15 protein-coding genes are annotated in these 17,502 nt (G+C 69.5%); 8 read left to right on the forward strand and 7 right to left on the reverse strand.

The features are described from left to right. Positions 1 to 6 precede the first annotated feature (6 nt). Positions 7 to 1,464, reverse strand: a complete 1,458-nt coding sequence (locus HUA76_RS10305) for an alpha/beta fold hydrolase (RefSeq protein ID WP_174460740.1) — start codon at positions 1,462 to 1,464, stop codon at positions 7 to 9. A gap of 66 nt (positions 1,465 to 1,530) precedes the next feature. Between HUA76_RS10305 and HUA76_RS10310 the strand changes: the two genes are divergently transcribed. From HUA76_RS10310 to HUA76_RS10320, 3 genes are all read left to right on the forward strand, one after another. Next, positions 1,531 to 2,439, forward strand: a complete 909-nt coding sequence (locus tag HUA76_RS10310) for a LysR family transcriptional regulator (RefSeq protein ID WP_174453940.1) — start codon at positions 1,531 to 1,533, stop codon at positions 2,437 to 2,439. Positions 2,440 to 2,626: 187 nt separating this feature from the next. Further along, positions 2,627 to 3,598: an aldo/keto reductase gene (locus tag HUA76_RS10315; protein ID WP_174453941.1), complete on the forward strand. Its 972-nt coding sequence runs from the start codon at positions 2,627 to 2,629 to the stop codon at positions 3,596 to 3,598. A 187-nt stretch (positions 3,599 to 3,785) separates the two neighbouring features. Next, complete coding sequence (locus HUA76_RS10320; RefSeq protein ID WP_141643326.1) at positions 3,786 to 4,031, forward strand: hypothetical protein; 246 nt, start codon at positions 3,786 to 3,788, stop codon at positions 4,029 to 4,031. A 76-nt stretch (positions 4,032 to 4,107) separates the two neighbouring features. Here the strand turns inward: HUA76_RS10320 and HUA76_RS10325 are convergent, their stop codons facing one another. Then, entirely contained in the window at positions 4,108 to 5,934 is a 1,827-nt protein-coding gene (locus HUA76_RS10325; RefSeq protein ID WP_174460741.1) for a CHASE domain-containing protein, read from the reverse strand. A 211-nt stretch (positions 5,935 to 6,145) separates the two neighbouring features. On the opposite strand from HUA76_RS10325, the gene HUA76_RS10330 reads away from it, so the two are divergent. Together HUA76_RS10330 and HUA76_RS10335 are read left to right on the forward strand one after the other, a co-directional pair. Next, a complete protein-coding gene (locus HUA76_RS10330; protein ID WP_174460742.1) occupies positions 6,146 to 7,747 on the forward strand; it encodes an NAD(P)/FAD-dependent oxidoreductase in 1,602 nt (533 codons plus the stop codon). Positions 7,748 to 7,840: 93 nt separating this feature from the next. Continuing rightward, entirely contained in the window at positions 7,841 to 8,698 is an 858-nt protein-coding gene (locus tag HUA76_RS10335; RefSeq protein ID WP_174460743.1) for a hypothetical protein, read from the forward strand. Positions 8,699 to 8,762: 64 nt separating this feature from the next. Here the strand turns inward: HUA76_RS10335 and HUA76_RS10340 are convergent, their stop codons facing one another. Further along, positions 8,763 to 10,538, reverse strand: a complete 1,776-nt coding sequence (locus HUA76_RS10340) for a methyl-accepting chemotaxis protein (protein WP_141643331.1) — start codon at positions 10,536 to 10,538, stop codon at positions 8,763 to 8,765. Positions 10,539 to 10,999: 461 nt separating this feature from the next. Between HUA76_RS10340 and HUA76_RS10345 the strand changes: the two genes are divergently transcribed. The 3 genes from HUA76_RS10345 (at position 11,000) to HUA76_RS10355 (ending at position 14,930) form a co-directional block, all read left to right on the forward strand. Continuing rightward, a complete protein-coding gene (locus HUA76_RS10345; RefSeq protein WP_141643332.1) occupies positions 11,000 to 11,191 on the forward strand; it encodes a CsbD family protein in 192 nt (63 codons plus the stop codon). 897 nt (positions 11,192 to 12,088) lie between these two features. Then, entirely contained in the window at positions 12,089 to 13,024 is a 936-nt protein-coding gene (locus HUA76_RS10350) for a universal stress protein (RefSeq protein ID WP_174460744.1), read from the forward strand. 43 nt (positions 13,025 to 13,067) lie between these two features. Continuing rightward, on the forward strand, positions 13,068 to 14,930 hold the full coding sequence (locus tag HUA76_RS10355; RefSeq protein WP_174460745.1) for an ABC transporter ATP-binding protein: 1,863 nt from the start codon (positions 13,068 to 13,070) through the stop codon (positions 14,928 to 14,930). Positions 14,931 to 14,940: 10 nt separating this feature from the next. Here the strand turns inward: HUA76_RS10355 and HUA76_RS10360 are convergent, their stop codons facing one another. The 4 genes from HUA76_RS10360 to HUA76_RS10375 form a co-directional block, all read right to left on the reverse strand. Beyond that, positions 14,941 to 15,774: a Uma2 family endonuclease gene (locus HUA76_RS10360; RefSeq protein ID WP_174460746.1), complete on the reverse strand. Its 834-nt coding sequence runs from the start codon at positions 15,772 to 15,774 to the stop codon at positions 14,941 to 14,943. Positions 15,775 to 15,915: 141 nt separating this feature from the next. Continuing rightward, complete coding sequence (locus tag HUA76_RS10365) at positions 15,916 to 16,182, reverse strand: hypothetical protein (protein ID WP_174460747.1); 267 nt, start codon at positions 16,180 to 16,182, stop codon at positions 15,916 to 15,918. A gap of 92 nt (positions 16,183 to 16,274) precedes the next feature. After that, entirely contained in the window at positions 16,275 to 16,853 is a 579-nt protein-coding gene (locus tag HUA76_RS10370) for a type 1 glutamine amidotransferase family protein (protein ID WP_174460748.1), read from the reverse strand. A gap of 296 nt (positions 16,854 to 17,149) precedes the next feature. Beyond that, complete coding sequence (locus HUA76_RS10375) at positions 17,150 to 17,488, reverse strand: hypothetical protein (RefSeq protein WP_174460749.1); 339 nt, start codon at positions 17,486 to 17,488, stop codon at positions 17,150 to 17,152. Positions 17,489 to 17,502: the final 14 nt, after the last annotated feature.

Consider the following 17,502-nt stretch of genomic DNA (forward strand, 5'->3'; position numbering starts at 1 on the left):
GGCGCCTCAAGGGGCCGCTGCGCTCTTGCCGAAGTCCGCGCCGCGAAGCTGGAGGACGCAGTCCAGGGGCAGTGGCCCCTTGGGGTCGCGGAGGAAGGCCATGGTGACGTGTCCTCCGCAGCGATTGAACGACGCGCCATGGCTGTAGCCCCGCAGCTCGACGTAGCGGGCCTGTGGCATGGACTCGAGCAACTGCCGTCCCCAGTCAGGCGGCGTGTCCGGGTCGAACTCCCCCGCGAAGATGAGCGTCGGCACGTCGCTCTTCACCGGAGTGTTCTCCTCCGCGGGCACCGGCGCCACGTTCCACACCCGGCACGTCTCCACGGACGCCGTCCCTTCATCCACCCCGCCCAGCCCCAGGGCCGTTGAGCGCTGCGCAGCGATGCGCTTCGGGTCCTCGAACGGAGTCTCCTCCGAGCACCAGACGGACAGCCGCAGCCCCCAGCTCATCGTCGACGGACCCAGGCTGTCCTCCACCAGCGGCGTCAGCTCCGAGTAATCGCCCGCCGCCGCCCGGCTGATGATGCGCGGGAGGAGGGGAATCCGCTCGGGGTCATGCAGCGCCGAATAGAGGGCCTCGACGACCTGCGCCCCACGCACCTCCACCGGCCGACCTCCCGTAGCGGACTCCTTCAAGACGAGCGGCAAGGGCTTGCGCTCGGCGGTGGCGACGAGCTGGGCGAAGCGCTTGCGCAAGTCGGGATGCGCGGCGGAGCACTCACGGTCGATGGCGCACCCGTCGAACACCAGGTCGAGCGAGCGCAGCAGGTTCACCGCGGCGACCTCGTCGAAGTTCACCTCGGGCGGCAGCACCGAATCCAGGATGACCGAGCGCACTCCCGCCGGATGTCTGCGCAGCACGGTGAGCATCAACCGCGTGCTGTAGGAGAGGCCCTGGAGGTTCCACGTCTCGTAGCCGAGGACCTTGCGCAAATCCTCGATGTCATCCGCCGTCGCCGTCGTCGTGTACCCGTCCAGGTCGACCCCGGACGCCGTCAACGTCGCGCGGCAGCGGCCCGCCGCCTTCGTCAGCGCGTTCTGGGCACTGGCACCGCGCAGCCGGCCCGCCGCCATCTCTCCCTTGAGCGTGTTGATTTCGGGGCACTCCAGCGCCGGCTGGGCCATCTTCACGCCGCGCTGCTCGAGGACGATGAGGTCGCGCTCGTCGAGCAGGAGGTTTTTCTTCCCGGAGCGCAGCCGGGCCACGGAGCTGACCCCGGGGCCGCCCGGCATGAAGAGCAGCGGGTCCTTCGCCGGGTGCTCGGCGCGGCTTCGCAGACGCATCACCGGCAGCCGGATGGAGCGGCTTTCCGCCTTGCTCCGATTCTCCGGAACCACCAGGAACCCACAGTCGATGCGCTCCCCGGCTTCCACGGTGGCGGGGCAGGGTGCGGGCTCGAACCGGGGCACGCCCGAAATGGCGAGTGACAGCGATGCCAGGAAGGCCATGATGCTCGAGGACATGGGCTCCGTTAGAAGTCAGCTCCCCGCCTCGCGTCCAATACCGAAATCCAGGCCTGTGATAGCGAAGTGATCTCACCCACACTCGATGCCCGTCGCCTCACGTGTTTCATCGCGGTCGCGGAGACGCTGCACTTCCGCAAGGCCGCGGAGCGCCTGCGTCTGGCCCAGCCCGCGCTGAGCCAGCAGATTCGCCGCCTGGAGGAGGAGCTGGGCTGTCAGCTCCTGAAGCGGGACCGGCGGCGCGTCGAGCTGACCCCGGCGGGCAGGACGCTGCTCGAAGCGGGAAGGCGAGCGCTCGTCCACCTGTCCCATGCGGCGGAGGCTGCCCAGCGCACCGCCAGGGAGCAGCAGTCCTTGCTGCGCGTCGGGTTCGTCAATCCGGCCGCGTTCGCCCTGGTGCCGGACGTCCTGCGCGGCCTGCGGGCCGAGCACCCGGATGTGCACCTCATGCTGCGCGAGGCGGACAGCGTGACGCTCCTGGAGGAGGTCCGGCTGGGACAGCTCGACGTTGCCTTCGTGCGCGGGCCCGTCATCGCGCCAGGGGTTCGCGTCGACACGCTGCGCCGGGAGCCGCTCGTGCTGGTTCTGCCGTCGCGTCATCGGCTGGCGCGCCGCGCGCGGGTGCCGCTGGAGCAGCTCGCGGATGAGCCCTTCATCGGCTTCGCGCGGGACACGGCGCCGTCGCTGCATGACGCGATGATGGGCATGTGCCTGGAGGCGGGGTTTACGCCCACGTTCGTCACCGAAGCGGTGGAGTGGTTCACCATGGTGAGCCTGGTGGCGGCCGGGCTCGGGTGCGCCATCCTCCCGGAGTCGGTCCGCACCTTCTCGCGCGAGGGCGCTGTCTACCGCGCCGTCGCGGGAGCTCCCCGCCATGTGGACCTGGTGATTGCCCGCGCTCCCACGCCCCCAGGCCCCGCCCTCAAGGCCTGTCTGCGAATCGTGTCGCGAATGACGTCGGTGGCGCTGCGCTGAGCCCGTGGCCCCCGACGCTCGTGACGCCCCCTGCGAGAGTCCGGGTCGAAGGGCAGGGATTGAACGGTGGTCCTGTTCGGACTCGACGCACTGGATGCAAGTCGTCACTGTGGCGCGCTCGAACGGCATCCGGCCGGACCGTTCCCCAACGTGCAGCGTCCTTCCATCCGGCCGCGAGGGAGTCGACATGAAGTACACGAACCTGGGGCGCTCGGGGCTCTCTGTCAGTCGGCTGTGCCTGGGCACGATGAACTTCGGCTGGACCACCGAGGAGCCTGACGCGCACGCCATCATGGACTCCGCGCTGGAGCGGGGAATCAACTTCTTCGACACGGCCAATGTCTACGGTTGGGGCGAGAACAAGGGCCGCACCGAGCAGATCATCGGCAACTGGTTCGCGCAGGGCGGCCGTCGGCGCGAGCGCACCGTGCTCGCCACCAAGCTCTATGGCCCCATGGGGGAGTGGCCCAATGAGGGCAAGCTGTCCGCGCTCAACATCCGCCGCGCGCTGGACGCCAGCCTCAAGCGGCTGCGCACCGACTACGTCGACCTGTACCAGTTCCACCACGTGGACCGCGCCACGCCGTGGGAGGAAATCTGGCAGGCGATGGAGGTCGCCGTCGCCCAGGGCAAGGTGCTCTATGTCGGCAGCAGCAACTTCGCGGGCTGGCACATCGCCCAGGCCCAGGCCGCCGCCGCGCGACGCGACTTCATGGGGCTGGTGAGCGAGCAGTCCCTCTACAACCTGATGGCGCGCACCGTGGAGCTGGAGGTGCTGCCCGCCGCTCAGCACTACGGCGTCGGCATCCTGCCGTGGTCTCCGCTCCAGGGCGGTCTGCTCGGCGGCGTGCTGAAGAAGGAACGCGAGGGCAAGCGCCGGCTGGAGGGCCGCGCGCAGGAAGCCCTCCAGAAGAATCGCGAGCGAATCGAACGCTACGAGAGTCTCGCCGCCGAGCTGGGACACGAGCCGGGTGACGTTTCGCTGGCGTGGCTGCTGCACCAACCCGCCGTCACCGCGCCCATCATCGGACCCCGCACCGCGGGGCAGCTCGACGCGGCGCTCCGAGCGCTCGAGGTGAAGCTCGATGACAAGGCCCTGGCCCGGCTGGATGAAATCTTCCCGGGGCACCGTCCCGCGCCCGAGGACTACGCCTGGTAGCGCCGCGCCACCCTCCACCTTGCGCCACCTGTCGTCCGTTGGTGTCTAGGAATCGGTGCCTCTCACGAGGCACTGTCGTTGCTGGGAAATTCTTATTTCCTTGTAATCCTGGACACCCCTCTGATGCCTGAGGCAAGGTCCAGCTCACCGAGGGTGGCTGCGCCCTCATCGCGCTGGAGTTCACATCATGCGTCGCTTGGTCGTGTTGTTTTCGCTCCTGGGTCTGTCCGCGTGTGGTGGTGGTGTCGAGTCCGCTGGAACCGAGCCGGAGGCTGTCTCCGGGACGGAGCAGGAGCTCTGCTCCAGCGCCAATGCCTGGGAATGTTTCTGCGCGCAGTTCAAGACGCAGGAGGCCTGTAGGACGGGCTCGCAGCGCTGTGTCTGGCAGCCGTATACGGCGGTCGGCAGCCGCTGTCTGCCGACGTACGAGTAACACCCGGTTCGCGCGCCTCTGACAGGTGGCACGAGCCCGGCGGGGGACGTGTCCTCTCGTCGGGCTCGGCTCCCGCTCAGGGTGCGAGCGGCCCGGTAGGCTCCGTCGGGGGCGGGGGTGGCATCTGTGTCCCGGAGACAGGTCCGGTGCGAGGCAACACGACGATGAAGGTCGTGCCCTGACCCGGGTGGCTCTCCAGGAAGATGCGTCCGCCATGTGCCTCGACGAGCTGGCGGGTGATGAACAGCCCCAGGCCCAGGCCGCCGTAATGGCGGCTGGACACCGCGCGCTCGAAGCGGTCGAACACGCGCGCCGCGTCCTCGGGCGCGATGCCGATGCCCCGGTCCCTCACCTCCAGCCGGGCCTCTGCCTTGTCCCCGAGCACGCGCACGTCCACCGGCGCGCCGTGTCCGTATTTGAGCGCGTTGGACAATAGATTGGTGATGACCTGCTCCAGCCGCAGCCGGTCCCACCGGCCCGTCACCGGCTCGGACGTGTCCACGTCCAGGCGCACGTTCATCGTCTGCGCCTCCGCCTCGAAGCGGCGCACCAGCTCGCGCACCAGCTCTCCCAGCTCCAGCGACTCCAACTGGAGCTCCATCTTGCCGCTCGACAGCCGTGACACGTCCAGCAGGCTGTCCACCAGCTTGGTGAGTCGGGTCGTCTGCCGCTCGCAGGTCTCCACGCCGCGCTCCAGGCGCAACGTGTCCACGGGCTCGCCCTGGTGGAGCTGTCGGAAGAGGAGCTGGAGCTGGAGCTTCAGGGACGTTAGCGGCGTGCGCAGTTCGTGCGCGGCGACGCTGAGGAACTCGTCGCGCACCCGCACCGCCGCTCGGGCCTCGCTCGCCAGTCGTCGCTGCTCGGCGCTGGCACGCTCCGCGCTGGCCCTCGCGTTCACCTGGGCGCGCGTGACGAGGAACACCAGCAGCGACATCAGCAGCCCACCGCCCGCCACCGTGGCCGGGTGACTGGAGCGCGTCCCCTCGAAGAAGGCGGGCCGCGTGGTGAAGACCAGCGTCCAGGGGGTTCCCGCCACCAGCACGGTGAGCTGCTCACGCAGCAGGCCGCGCCCCTTCGGGGTCTGCTCGGAGCGCGAGGTGTAGAGCAGGTCCGTCGCGCGGGTGCCCGCCCCGTCGTAGATGGTCAGGTCGATGGTGGACTGGAAGCCGGGGAAGCGCAGGCCCTCCACCAGGTCCCTCATGCGGAAGGCGCCGAACACGAAGCCCTGAATCTGGGCGCGGCGTGCTTCGGGGGTCGAGGGCTCGGGCTCCTCGTAGAGCGGCACGTAGAGCAGGAAGCCCACCTGTCGGTCCGGTGCGCTCTTCGGCTCCGACACCAGCCTCACCTTGCCGGAGGCCGCGGGCAGGCCTGTCTCCAGCGCGCGCTGGAGGGCCGCGTGACGCACGGGCTCGGACGTGATGTCGAAGCCGAACGCGCGCGCGTTGTTCCCGTCGAAGGGCTCCACCATGGTGATGACGGCGTGGTCCTGCCGCACGATGCGGGGACGGACGCGATAGTCGGGAAAGCCCTCGGCGCGCACCTCGGCCTCGTGCCGTGGAAGGTCCTCCTCGCGAAGCCACTGGGCGAAGCCGATGCTCTGGATGCCAGGAAAACGCCGCCGGGCCTCCAGGCTCGCGGTGTACGCGCGGAACTCCCGCCGCTCCACCTCCTGGCTGCCGCTGAACACCCCGCGCGTGCCCAGCAACATGGCCTGGTACATGTCCATGCGTTGCAGGAGCGCCACGCTGCCGTCGGTGACGGCGTTCTCGAAGAGCTGCTCCCGGCGCAGGTCCACGCCGCGCTGGACGTAGGCCGTGGCCCCCGCGGTGATGAGCAGCCCCGTCAGCAGGGCGCCATACGCGGCCGCGTTGCGGCGCAGGTGGGAGAGGAGGGGGGGCGACACGGCTTCGCGGGAGCAGGACCGGAGGGAGGTTGCCGGGGAAGGGGCCGGGAGAACGACGACGCGAGCTTCGAGTGCGCGGCGGCCCCCTTCAAGCCGTCCCCACCCGCGCGTGTCCTCCAGGAGAAACGTCCGGGGCCGAAACACAATCCCCGCCCGCCCGTTCGCACCACGGACACTGCAACGGCTGCTCGCTCAGGGCATTCTAGGAGCCATGGTGCGTCACGTCATCGTCGTGGGAGCGGGACCGGGTGGGCTGTCCGCCGCCATCAACCTGGCCGGCCAGGGCTTTCGAGTCACGGTGGTGGAGAAGGACCCGGTGCCCGGCGGGCGGATGAAGGGCCTGACGCTCGGACCGCAGGGCGAGTATTCGCTCGATACTGGTCCTTCCATCCTCCAGCTCCCCGGTGTGTTGGAGCGCATCTTCGAGCGGGCGGGCCGGCGGTTGGCGGACTACGTGAAGCTGGTCCCCCTGGACGTCAACACGCGGGTGCACTTCTGGGATGGCACCCACCTGGACACCAGCCGACACCCGGAGCGCATGGAGGCGGAGGTCGCCCGCTTCGGTCCGGAGCAGGCCGCGGCGATGCGCCGGTGGTTGGCGGAAGGGAAGGAGAAGTACGGCGTCGCGTACGAGAAGTTCATCTGCACGCACGCGGGAAGCCTGGGTTACTACGCCCCCTGGCGTCTGGCGCCCACGCTGCGCTTCAAGCCCTGGCAGACGCTGTACCGGCACCTGGACTCGTTCTTCCATGACGACCGGCTGACGTACGCGCTGGCGTATCCGTCGAAGTACCTGGGTCTGCACCCGACGACGTGTTCGTCGGTGTTCAGCGTGATTCCCTTCCTGGAGCTGGCGTTCGGTGTGTGGCACGTCGACGGCGGCTTCCGCGAGCTGGCGCGAGGGATGATGCGGTGCGCGCAAGATTTGGGCGCGACGTTCCGCATGGGCGCGCCGGTGGAGCGCGTGCGCGTGGAGGCGGGGCGCGTGGTGGGCGTGACGCTGGTGGGGGGCGAGGTGCTGGACGCGGACGCGGTGGTGATGAACGCGGACCTGCCGTACGCGGCGACGAAGCTGGTGCCCGCCGAGGCGCGCGAGGGCTCGCGGCTGACGGACGCGGCGCTGGAGAAGGCGAAGTACTCGTGCAGCACGTTCATGGCGTACTACGGGCTGGACACGCGCTACGAGGACCTGCCGCACCACCTCATCTATCTCTCGGAGGCGGCGCGGCGCACGGACCGGGACGCGCTGGAGGACCGGAGCGTCGACGTGGACGACCCGCCCTTCTACGTGTGCAACCCGTGTGTGACGGACCCGTCCGGCGCGCCGAAGGGGCACTCCACGCTCTACGTGCTCGTGCCCACGCCCAACACGGCGCGGCCCGTGGACTGGGCGAAGACGGAGGCCACGTTGCGCGAGCGCATTCCAGACATGCTCGCGAAGGTGGGGTTGAAGGGCGTGCGTGAGCACATTCGCGAGGAGCGCTACTTCACGGCGGAGACCTGGCGGGATGACTTCAACGTGTTCCGGGGCGCGGTCTTCAATCTCTCTCATACATGGATGCAATTGGGGCCGCTGCGGCCCCGGGTGAAGAGTCCGGACGTGGAGGGCTTGTTCTGGGTGGGTGGGGGCACGCATCCGGGCAGCGGGCTGCTCACCATCATGGAGAGCGCCAACATCGCCGCGGACTACCTCAACCGCGAGGCGGGCCAGGGGCCGCTGCCGGGTTGGCCGTACGTGCCGCCGTTGGACGACGCGACGCGGGAGGCGGCGGGCCCGTCGTCGATGCAGGCGCCCCGGGCGCGCGCTGGCTGAGCTTCCTTCCCCTCCATGCGAACGGAGGGGGTCCCTCGCGTGGGGGCGTGACGGATGCGAAGCTGTCACCCTGTCCGTGGAGGTCGCGAGCGTATGCCCTTCTTCATCCCGTTGGCGGTGGGTGGCCTGGTGCTGACGGCGCTGGGGCTCGGCGTGAAGCGGGTCCTGGATGAGGGCCTCGTGGGGGCGCCGGAGCCGCCGGAGGTCCGGGCGGCTCGTGAGCGGCACGCGGTGGCGTTGGGCTCGCTCAAGTCGACCCGGCTGCGCGTGCGCGCGGGGATGGCCTCGCTGGGCGAGCGGCAGGTGAAGGCGAAGGCGGAGGTGGTGGAGCCGCTGCGTGGGCTGCTGGCGCGCCTGGAGCGGTGGGAGCATGCGAGGCGGGAGGACGTCCTCCCGGCCGAGGCCCTGGCCGCGTTGGAGGCGCTGCCCGCCGAGCCCGTGTCGCGAGCGGCGCGGCGTGCGTGGCCGCTGTTCGGTTCAGGGGCGACGGCGCCGCTGGAGCTGGTGCCGGTGCTCGAGTGGTTGGAGCGGGGCTGGTTGCAGGAGGACGCGGTGCCGGTGGTGTTGGATGGGATGTCGCTGTTCCATGCCGCAGCGCCCTGGGCCGCATCACCCGCGCCGGACACGGTGGAGGCGCGTGTGCGGTGTCTGGAGGACTGCGCGGCGACGCTGACGCGGGCCACGGACTTCCTGGAGGCGCTGCTCGCGCGACTGGCCGCGCTCGACGCGCGGGTGGGAGCGCTCCATGGCCGCGCGGAGGTTCAGCTGACATACCTGGATGCGGCCAGCTTCGAGGAGGGCAGCGCGGAGCCTCGTGAGCGGCTCTCTCGCCTGGGTGTGCTCGCGGGACAGTTGATGGTGCTGCTGCGCGCTCCGGTGCTGACGTTGGATGGGCACCTCGCGCCCGAGCCTCCGGTGTCAGCGGAGGAGCAGGCGCGGGCTCAGACGTAGCGCCGCGCACAGGACGGAGGCTCGCGCCCGAGCCTCCGGTGTCAGCGGAGGAAGCGACGCTGCTTCAGACGTAGCGCTGCGCGAGCTGGGACACCTGTCCCGTCGCATGCGTGACGGCGACGGCGGCCTGCTGCGTGGTGTCCAGGTGGCGCAGTGTGTCCGTCGTGAGTTCGTCCAGCTCGCGCACGGCGGCGAAGAGCTGGTCCACGCCCTGGTGCTGCTGGGCCACCGCCTCGGCGATCTGTCGCACGGCGGACGCGGACTCGCGGGACAGCGTGGCCAGCTCGCGCAGCCGCTCACCACTGGTGCGCAGCGGCGTCAGCGCCGTCTCCACACCCGCGGCGCCCCGGTCCGTCATCTCCGTCGCCTGGGTTGCGGCCGAGGCCATCGTCTCCAACAGGCCGCGCACCTGATTGGTGGCCTGGACGGACTGGTCCGCCAGCTCGCGCATCTGCCGCGCCACCACGCCAAAGCCCTTGCCGTGCTCACCCGCGCGCGTGGCTTCAATGGCCGCGTTGATGGCCAGCATGTGCGACTGGTCCGCCAGCGCCTTCACCACTTCCGACACGCGCCCCACCTCGCGGGCGCGCTGCCCCAGGTCCTGCATCTGCTCATGCAGCCCGTCGGCGATTTCGCGGATGGAGGCGAGGCCCTTCTCGGTGCCGAGCAGGGACTCCTCGCCCAGCCGGCCCACGGCGGCGGCGCGCTCGGCGACCTGGAGGATGCTGGTGGCGCGCGAGGCCGCCACATGCGACGCCTGCTGGATTTCCTGCGCGGTGGCTCGCGCCTGATGCAGCGCCGCGGCCTGTCGCGACAACGTCTGGTTCTGCTGGCTGCTGGCCTCCGACAACCGGTTGCCCGCCTGGGCCAGGTCCCCGGCCGACGAGCGCAGCGAACGAGGCAGCTCCTGCAGCCGCTGATAGAGCTGCCACGTCGTCGCCGCCAGGTCGCCCAACTCGTCCGTGGACACCCAGCGCGGCGGCGCGGCGCGGCCTTCCACCAACGCCTCCAGCGATGCACCGACCGCCCGCGAGCCCTTGGCGAGCCTGCGCGCGGCCCACGCCGCCGTGAGGATGGAACCCAGCGCGGCATAACCGCCGAACATGATGACCGGCAGCACCAGGTCGCGCTGCAGCGGCGCCACGGTGGCGCGCACGCGGTCGGCCGACGCGGCCTGTCCTCGTGACTCGATGTCGGCCGCCAGCGCGCCCATCTCCCGCTCCAGCCTCAGGTGCAGGGTGACGATGCTCGTCAGACATGTGACAAGCAGCGCGGACACGACGGTGGCCGGAAGCAGCCACAGCTGCCTCGGCGCGAAGCCCTCGCCCGCGGGCCGGGCACTCGGCGCGCGCTGGTATGCCTCCAGCACGGTGGGCATCAGCATCTGCTCATAGAGCATGTACAGGAGCGGGCTGCTGAACAGCCCCGCGCTCACCGCCACCGCCACGCCCACCGGCACCACCGACATGGGCCTGTCCAACAGCAACGCCACGCCGCCGTTGAAGAGCACCCCACCAATGAACCACGACACCATCGACTCGCCGAACGCCAGCGTCGAAGGGATGCGGATCAGCCGCTCCACGCGCAGCTTCCCCTGCGAGGCCATGGCGCGCTTCAGGAGCCACGGAATCACAAGCACCGGCTGCGCCACCGCGCACAACCCCAACACCAGCGGAGTGATGACTCCCAGGAGGATGCGCGTCGCGCGCGGTCCTTCCAGTGAGAGCAATTGCATGTCCACGTAGAGGGCCGGACAGAAGGCCACCGTCGTGATGAGGGACCGCAGCAGGTACATCCGCCGGAACAGCGCGCCAGGGGTCGGAAGCGGAGGAGTAGACATCGGGAAGCAGTGACTCCGGGGTGGCAGTGACCTCAGCGTGCGGGCCGGCGCGCCTTGCGTCAATGTCCCGTTTCAGCCTGAGAGAAGGATTCCAACCAGGCAGCGTGTCTGCATGGTCGTCAGCACCGGCGCGGGACCCTACCTCCTGTCTGTCTGCATGTCAGGCAATTCAAGGAAAATTATGGGATTACCACCCCCTGCTCCGAGGCGCGGGTGGCGCGTGGGCCGCTCCACGCGGAGCTCCTGGCGCGTACGAGGCAGGAGGCTGACACCGGCACCTACATCAACGAGGGGACCGCCCGTTGCTTGGCGAAGTGGGCTCCCGGGCGGGCCGATGCGCCTCCGCCGTTTGATGCTCCCAGGGCAGGCGAGCGTCGTCGCGCCGCCTGCATGCCACCCGGCGCGTGTTCACACTCTCACCACAACGGCTCTCAGGAGCTCAAAGCCAGAGGAGATGCGTCATGGGTGAGTTGATCGACAAGGCCAAGGGCAAGATCAAGGAGACCGTGGGCGCCGCGACGGGCGACCGCTCGCTGGAGGCCGAGGGCAAGGTCGACACGGCGAAGGGCCACGCCAAGGAGAAGGTCGAGGACGCCAAGCGTGCGGTCCGGGACGCGGTGGACGACGACAAGCCTCGCCGCGATGAGCCCTAGTCCGGTACCGCGAAGACGATGATTGCCACGGCGGGGTCGCGGGGCATGCCCTCGCGACCCGTCGCCGTTGTGTCCGCCCTAGCGCTTCGCTGCGGGTGGACACGCCACTTCAAGAAACGTCGTGGTCTTCCCACTGAGCATCACCCACAAGCAGCGCAGCACACAGCCCGCGCCGAACTCTCGGTAGATGAGACCCAGATTGGTGACCACCTCTCTGCCGGTGATGACCCCGCGCATTGGCCCTCCCCCTTCTTCAGCATCCCGTCCGACCCGCCACCCACCGCGCTGCCGTAGCACCCCATCTGCAAAGCCTCGGCCGCGCTCCTCGCGGCCCGCAGGAGTCGCTCTGTCGCTCCTCGGACGTGCCAAGCGGGCCAATCTTCGTGCCGGGGTGCATGTCCCTTACGACTCACGTGAGATACGGACGCCAGACGCCTGGAGTTTTTTCAGGGAGGCCGTCCACCGTGCGACGCACTTCTCCTTCCCGCGCGCAGCGGGGGCTTGAGCCCCTGCCTCCCTTCGTGACGTCTCGCCTCGCGCGACGAGGTGTCGTGCTCCACCCTCACCCAGGTCTGAGTCGGGACGGCGCGGCTGTCACCCGAGTGAAGCGCCGGGCCACGCGGCGAGCGCGCGTCATCCAGGCGGCAGAGGGAGCGGTGCACGCGAGGACCGGGGGGCTCTGTCGTCTGCTCGGGCACGCGGCGTCCCCGCGGCACGGGTGGCATCTGGGCGCGAGGGCCTGAATCTTCGGAGCGAGGACTTGGACATCGCCGCGTCACGGCGGCGGACCGACGAGCAACGGCTCGCCCAGGTCGCGTCAGGTGCATGGGATGTCGTGTCACCGCCCCACGGCGCCGACACTAAAGAAGTAGGGACAGACGAAAGGAGGGTCTCGCGATGAGGCAGCACGAGCTGACCCGGCTGGACATTCCATTGTTGTCACCCGGGCCCTCCCGGGGCCCGAGGGGCATGACACGCCTGGTGGTGGCGACGGACTTCTCGCTGCGCTCCGAGCTGGCGCTGGCCCGGGCGCTGCGGCTTCCGCTGGGCATGGGAGCCACCTTCACGGTGATGCACGCGGGGCCTCCGCTGGAGGGCTCGCCCGCGGGAATCGTGGCGGGGGAGCGGTGTCTGCGCAAGGCGGTGAGCGCGGTGGCGCGGCGGTTGAGGCAGCGGCAGGACGTGACGGTGCACGAGGAGCTGCGCCGGGGAGACGCGGTGGACGCCGCGGTGGCGGTGGCGCGCGAGCAGGGCGCGGAGCTGGTGGTGCTGGGCGGCACGCACGTGACGGTGCCGGGACGGGAGCTGGGTGAGCGCTCGACGGTGCGACGGATGGTGCGGCGGTTGGACACGTCGGTGCTGACGGTGTTGCCGCATCCGGCGCGGCCGTACGCGAGCCCGCTGGTCGCGGTGGACTTCTCGCGCGAGTCCCGCAGGGCGCTGGAGCTGACGCTGAGGTTGTGTCCCCTGACGCTGGTGGAGGTGTTGCACGTGGTGGACACCCGCGCGGACGAGGCGGCGCTGCGCGCGCGGGGGGCGTCACCGGAGCGCTTCCTGGTGTTGCAGCGGGAGCGGGAGGACGCCGCGAGGGTGGCGCTCGCCCGCTTCCTGGCTCCGTACCGGGAGACGGGGCGCGAATTGGAGGCCCGGCTGCGCGGAGGCGAGCCGGGCGAGAGCATCCTGGCGCACGCGGCGGAGCTGGGCACGGACCTGCTGGCACTGGCGGGCTCGGGGCAGGCCGAGGGGTGCGGCGTCTCGCTGGCGGAGCGGGTGCTGGCGAGGTCCTCGTGCGATGTGCTGGTGTCCCGGCACGAAGGGCGCGCGGTGTCGTGAGGGGCCAAGCGCGCGGACGCCGGGCGCGTTATGAACTCGCCCTGTGTCTCCTCGTTCTCTTGATGCCACGCCCCCCGCGAAGACCTCCCTCAAAGACCGCCTGAAGGGCGCCGGGAGCCTGTTCCGGCAGCTCCCCGGCACGTTCCAGCTCTTCTGGCGGGCGAGCCCCCAGGGGGCGGTGCTGCTGGGGGCGCTGACGCTGGTGGCGGCGGTGTTGCCGGCGGGCATCGCCTGGGTGGGCAAGCTGATTGTGGACGCGGTGGTGGCGTCCGCGCAGGGCTCGGCGGAGGCGCACTCGCGCGTCTATGGCCTGGTGGGGCTGGAGTTCGGGCTGATGCTCGGCTCCGCGGTGGTGGAGCGGGGGCTGACGCTGACGCGGGAGTTGTTGCGCGCGAACCTGGGCAACCTGCTCAACGAGCGGATTCTCCAGAAGGCGCTGGAGCTGGAGCTTCAGCACTTCGAGGACTCGGACACCTACGACAAGATGCAGAACGCGCGGCGCGAGGCGAGCAGTCGTCCGCTGTCGCTGGTGATGCAGGCGTTCTCCATCGTCCGCAACGCGATTACGTTGTCCACCTTCGCGGCGCTGTTGATTGCGTTGTCGCCGTGGAGCGTCGTCGTGTTGGTGGTGGCGTCGGTTCCGGCGTTCATCGCGGAGGCGCGGCTGGCGATGGCGGGCTTCCGGCTCTACTCGTGGCGTGCGCCGGAGGGGCGCAAGCTGAACTACCTGGAGTGGATCCTCACGCGCGACAGTCACGTGAAGGAAGTGAAGCTCTTCGGGTTGGGGGAGCTGGTGCTGGGGCGCTACCGGGAGCTGTTCCGGAAGTTCTTCGCGGAGGACCGCGCGCTGGCCTTCAAGCGGATGGGGTGGGGTCTGGGTTTGGGCGTGTTGTCGCTGGCGGCCTTCTACGGCTGCTATCTGTTCGTGGCGGGGCGGGCGGCGGACGGGGCCATCACCGTGGGCGACATGGTGTTGTACCTGGGGGTGTTCCGGCAGGGGCAGGCGGCGTTCCAGGGCATCCTGACGAGCGTGGGCTCCATGTACGAGGACGCGCTCTTCATGAGCAATCTCTTCACGTACCTGGAGATTCCGACGGGCAGCGAGTCGCCCCGGGTGTCGCCGGCGAAGTCACCGACGCGCGGGCCGACCAACGACATCGAGTTGCGCGACGTGTCCTTCCGCTATCCGGGGAAGGAGGCGTGGGCGCTCAGGCATGTGTCGTTGACGCTGCGGCCGGGACAGAAGCTGGCGCTGGTGGGGGAGAACGGGGCGGGGAAGAGCACGTTGTTGAAGCTGCTGTTGCGGCTGTACGAGCCGACGGAGGGGGTCATCCTCTACGGGGGCGTGGACATCCGGGACATGGACGTGGGGGATTTGCGCAGCCGCTTCGGGGCGGTGTTCCAGGACTTCGTGCGCTATCAGTTCAACGTGGCGGAGAACATCGGGTTGGGGCACGTGCCGGCGCTGGAGGACCGGGGTCGCATCGTGAAGGCGGCGGAGCAGGGTGGGGCGAGCGGGGTGATTGAGACGCTGCCGAGCCAGTACGACACGATGCTGGGCGGGTGGTTCGAGAAGGGGCAGGAGCTGTCGGCGGGGCAGTGGCAGAAGCTGGCGGTGGCGCGAGCGTTCATGCGGGACGACGCGGAGGTACTGATTCTGGATGAGCCCACGGCGAGCATCGACGCGGAGGCGGAGCACGCGTTGTTCGAGCGCTTCCAGGCGCTGGCGGCGGACCGGATGGCGATAGTGATTTCGCACCGCTTCTCCACGGTGCGGATGGCGGACCAGATCGCCGTGCTGCACAACGGCGGCGTGGACGAACTGGGCAGTCATGACGCGCTGATGGCGAAGGATGGGCGCTACGCGCACCTGTTCCGCTTGCAGGCGCGCGGCTATCAGACCTGAGGCGAGGGGCTCAGTCCCGCTTGCCGCGCAGTCGCTCCAACTCGGCGAGTGCCTCTGCCAGTCGACGCTCGGCGTCCTCGCGGCGCTGGGTTTCCTCCGCGCGCAGGCGAGACTCCTCCGCACGCAGGCGCATCTCTTCGGTGAGTTGATGCTCCAGGTCCGTGTGGCTTGCCTCGACGCGCTCCATCATGTGCTCGAGGCGGGAAATCATCTCCTGGGCTTCAGGAAGTGCCGCGCCGCCGACGTAGAAGCGAAGGCGCTCGTCGTCCACCTGGAGCTCCAGGCCGAGCACCTCCGAGCGGTAGAACCCATGCTGGGGCAGGATGGGACGGTAGGCACGGCGTCCCTCCTCGAGCCTCCATCCACTGAGCCGCAGCCGGCCCCGGTCGAAGACGAAGTACTCGCGGATTCCGAGGCGGGCGAAGCGCTCCACATTGCGCTCCAGGTCCTTGCGTCGCTCCCCCGCGACAATGACTTCCAGGGCCAGGTCCAGGCCTTTTCCCTCCGCGCTCACCATCCATCGCATGCGGGAACGGGACTCGACGTCCACCACTGCGATGACGTCCGGGGCGAACATCGACTCGCCCGGGTAGTACACGGGCAGCTCGCAAGCCAGGTACACCTTGCGGCCGATGCGAGAGAAGAAGCTCCCGAGCACCTCCCTCGTTCGCGACTTGGCCTCGTAGTGGGGGTCACCCTCGGGAGGGTGCGTCTGCGAGACGGGGAACTCGGAGGGAAGGCTGTCGACGATTTGGGCCCGCTCTTCGGGCGTCAGCTGCTCCCACACCTCCTGGGGAGGCGCGCGCGGGTCGTCCGGATTGACGCGGTAGGGGTCGGAAGCCATGGGACTGCTTCCGAGAGTAGGTCGCCCGGAATGAAGGGCCAAGGGCCGCAAGGGCGTTTCGTCTGCTCGGTGGCTGTCGGCACGGGCGTTGCCCGGAAAAGCAGGAGTCGACGTGGGCGACGTCTACTCCCATGTCCGACTTCAGGGAGTGGGAGGCGGGTTCGGCCCGCCCGAGCGCGTCTGGCGTGCCTTGTCCCTGAGGACGAGCAGGGCACCCAGGGCGAAGAGCACCGCGGCGAAAGAGATGCCCCCTCCGATGAATCCGCCGACGAAGCCACCGAGCCCACGCACGGCGGCGCCGACGAAGCCCTCGAGTCCCCAGATGGGGGCCGAAGTGATGCCCCACACGGCACCCGCCACTCCGAAGAGGGCCGCAGCGGTGAAGATGACGGGCTCGATGAGGTTCATCGTCTGCCTCGAGGGGCGGCGGGAGGACTGGCGCTCCCGTCATTGAAGCACACGTGAGGGGCGCCCTGGGCTCGCACCGAGGGCGCGAAGGCTCAGGTGGGCTGGTGCTCGCGCCCGAACTCCGTGAGGAACTCGGCCAGGGGCTGGGTGGCCTCGGGATGCAGGGCGCCGAGCACTTCCAGGGCGAAGCTCGCGGGCGCCGAGCCGGACGCGGTGATGACGCGTCCGTCGCGCACCGCGCGCGGCCCGGGTCGATAGTGCGCGGCGCCGTTGTAGGCCGGGACGTGTTGCTGGAGGAAGTCGAGGGCGTTGCTGGTGTGTGCGCGGTCATCGAGCAGGCCGGCCCGGGCCAGCGCGAGCGTCGCACCGCAGATTCCGGCGACGACGAGGCCCGCGTCCGCCGCGCGCCGGAGCACGGGCGTGAGGTCGGGGCTCTCGGGCGTCATCCAGAGCGAGGACCCAATCAGCACGAGCGCATCGGCCTGGTTGGGAGAGAAGTCCTCGAGCGCGCCGTGGACCTGGATGGTCATTCCGCCAATCGATGAAACCGGACGTCCCCCTGGCGACAACCACGACACCTTGTCACCGAAGTCCTCGCGCGCCCCCGCCGCCAGCAGCGCGGGCTCCCAGTCGGCGAACGGCTCCACCACGACGAATGCGATACGGGCCAACAGCGTGCTCCTCGTTGAATGAGCCCCGAGGATAGGGAAAGTGGGCGCGACGCTCCAGACGAGAGAAGGCCCCCACCGCCAGGACAAAGCAGCGGCGGGGGTCTTCGCCCCGGAGTTCAAAGTAATACGGATTTCAGTCAGGCCGGAGTCGTTCCACTCAGGGTAAGGGAAGACGGTTCGCGGCCGCCTGTTGGCGGGCGATGAGTTGAAGAATGAGAGTCATTGGTTGAGTCAATGACTTTTCGATGGAGTGCCCGCCGCACGAATGGACAGAGTCCGTTCGTGCGCCGCGTCCCTTACTGGTCCGTCCAGCGGAGGTGCCATGGGCCGCCGCGAAAGAGGCAGACTTCGTTTGCAAGGGGCTCGCAGTCGCCGCATGCCGTGTTCGGAGCCCGGATGAGGGTTCCATCGCAGCAGCGGATGCCACAGGTCCGAAGGTTGGGCGAACAGGGCTCTTTGACGAGATTGCAGGCCATGGCCTCGACCTCGCCGCCCTCGGTCACGGCCTCCATACTGATTTCCTCGCCGGGCGTGGCCTCGACGGGAGCCTGCTCCTCCGGGAGCGGACCTCCGCACGCGGTCAATGCCACGATTCCAGCCAACAGCGCACAACGCCGCAGTCCTGCGATGAACATGATTGTCTCCGCTT

Source organism: Myxococcus sp. CA056, from assembly GCF_013336715.1.
In the GTDB taxonomy this organism is placed as follows: Bacteria; Myxococcota; Myxococcia; order Myxococcales; family Myxococcaceae; genus Myxococcus; species Myxococcus llanfairpwllgwyngyllgogerychwyrndrobwllllantysiliogogogochensis.

Coding starts and splice junctions, on each gene's coding strand:
- HUA76_RS10305 (WP_174460740.1), bottom strand. CDS start 1,464: ATGTCCTCGAGCATCATGGCCTTCCTGGCATCGCTGTCACTCGCCATT.
- HUA76_RS10315 (WP_174453941.1), top strand. CDS start 2,627: ATGAAGTACACGAACCTGGGGCGCTCGGGGCTCTCTGTCAGTCGGCTG.
- HUA76_RS10320 (WP_141643326.1), top strand. CDS start 3,786: ATGCGTCGCTTGGTCGTGTTGTTTTCGCTCCTGGGTCTGTCCGCGTGT.
- HUA76_RS10330 (WP_174460742.1), top strand. CDS start 6,146: ATGGTGCGTCACGTCATCGTCGTGGGAGCGGGACCGGGTGGGCTGTCC.
- HUA76_RS10335 (WP_174460743.1), top strand. CDS start 7,841: ATGCCCTTCTTCATCCCGTTGGCGGTGGGTGGCCTGGTGCTGACGGCG.
- HUA76_RS10340 (WP_141643331.1), bottom strand. CDS start 10,538: ATGTCTACTCCTCCGCTTCCGACCCCTGGCGCGCTGTTCCGGCGGATG.
- HUA76_RS10345 (WP_141643332.1), top strand. CDS start 11,000: ATGGGTGAGTTGATCGACAAGGCCAAGGGCAAGATCAAGGAGACCGTG.
- HUA76_RS10350 (WP_174460744.1), top strand. CDS start 12,089: ATGAGGCAGCACGAGCTGACCCGGCTGGACATTCCATTGTTGTCACCC.
- HUA76_RS10360 (WP_174460746.1), bottom strand. CDS start 15,774: ATGGCTTCCGACCCCTACCGCGTCAATCCGGACGACCCGCGCGCGCCT.
- HUA76_RS10365 (WP_174460747.1), bottom strand. CDS start 16,182: ATGAACCTCATCGAGCCCGTCATCTTCACCGCTGCGGCCCTCTTCGGA.
- HUA76_RS10375 (WP_174460749.1), bottom strand. CDS start 17,488: ATGTTCATCGCAGGACTGCGGCGTTGTGCGCTGTTGGCTGGAATCGTG.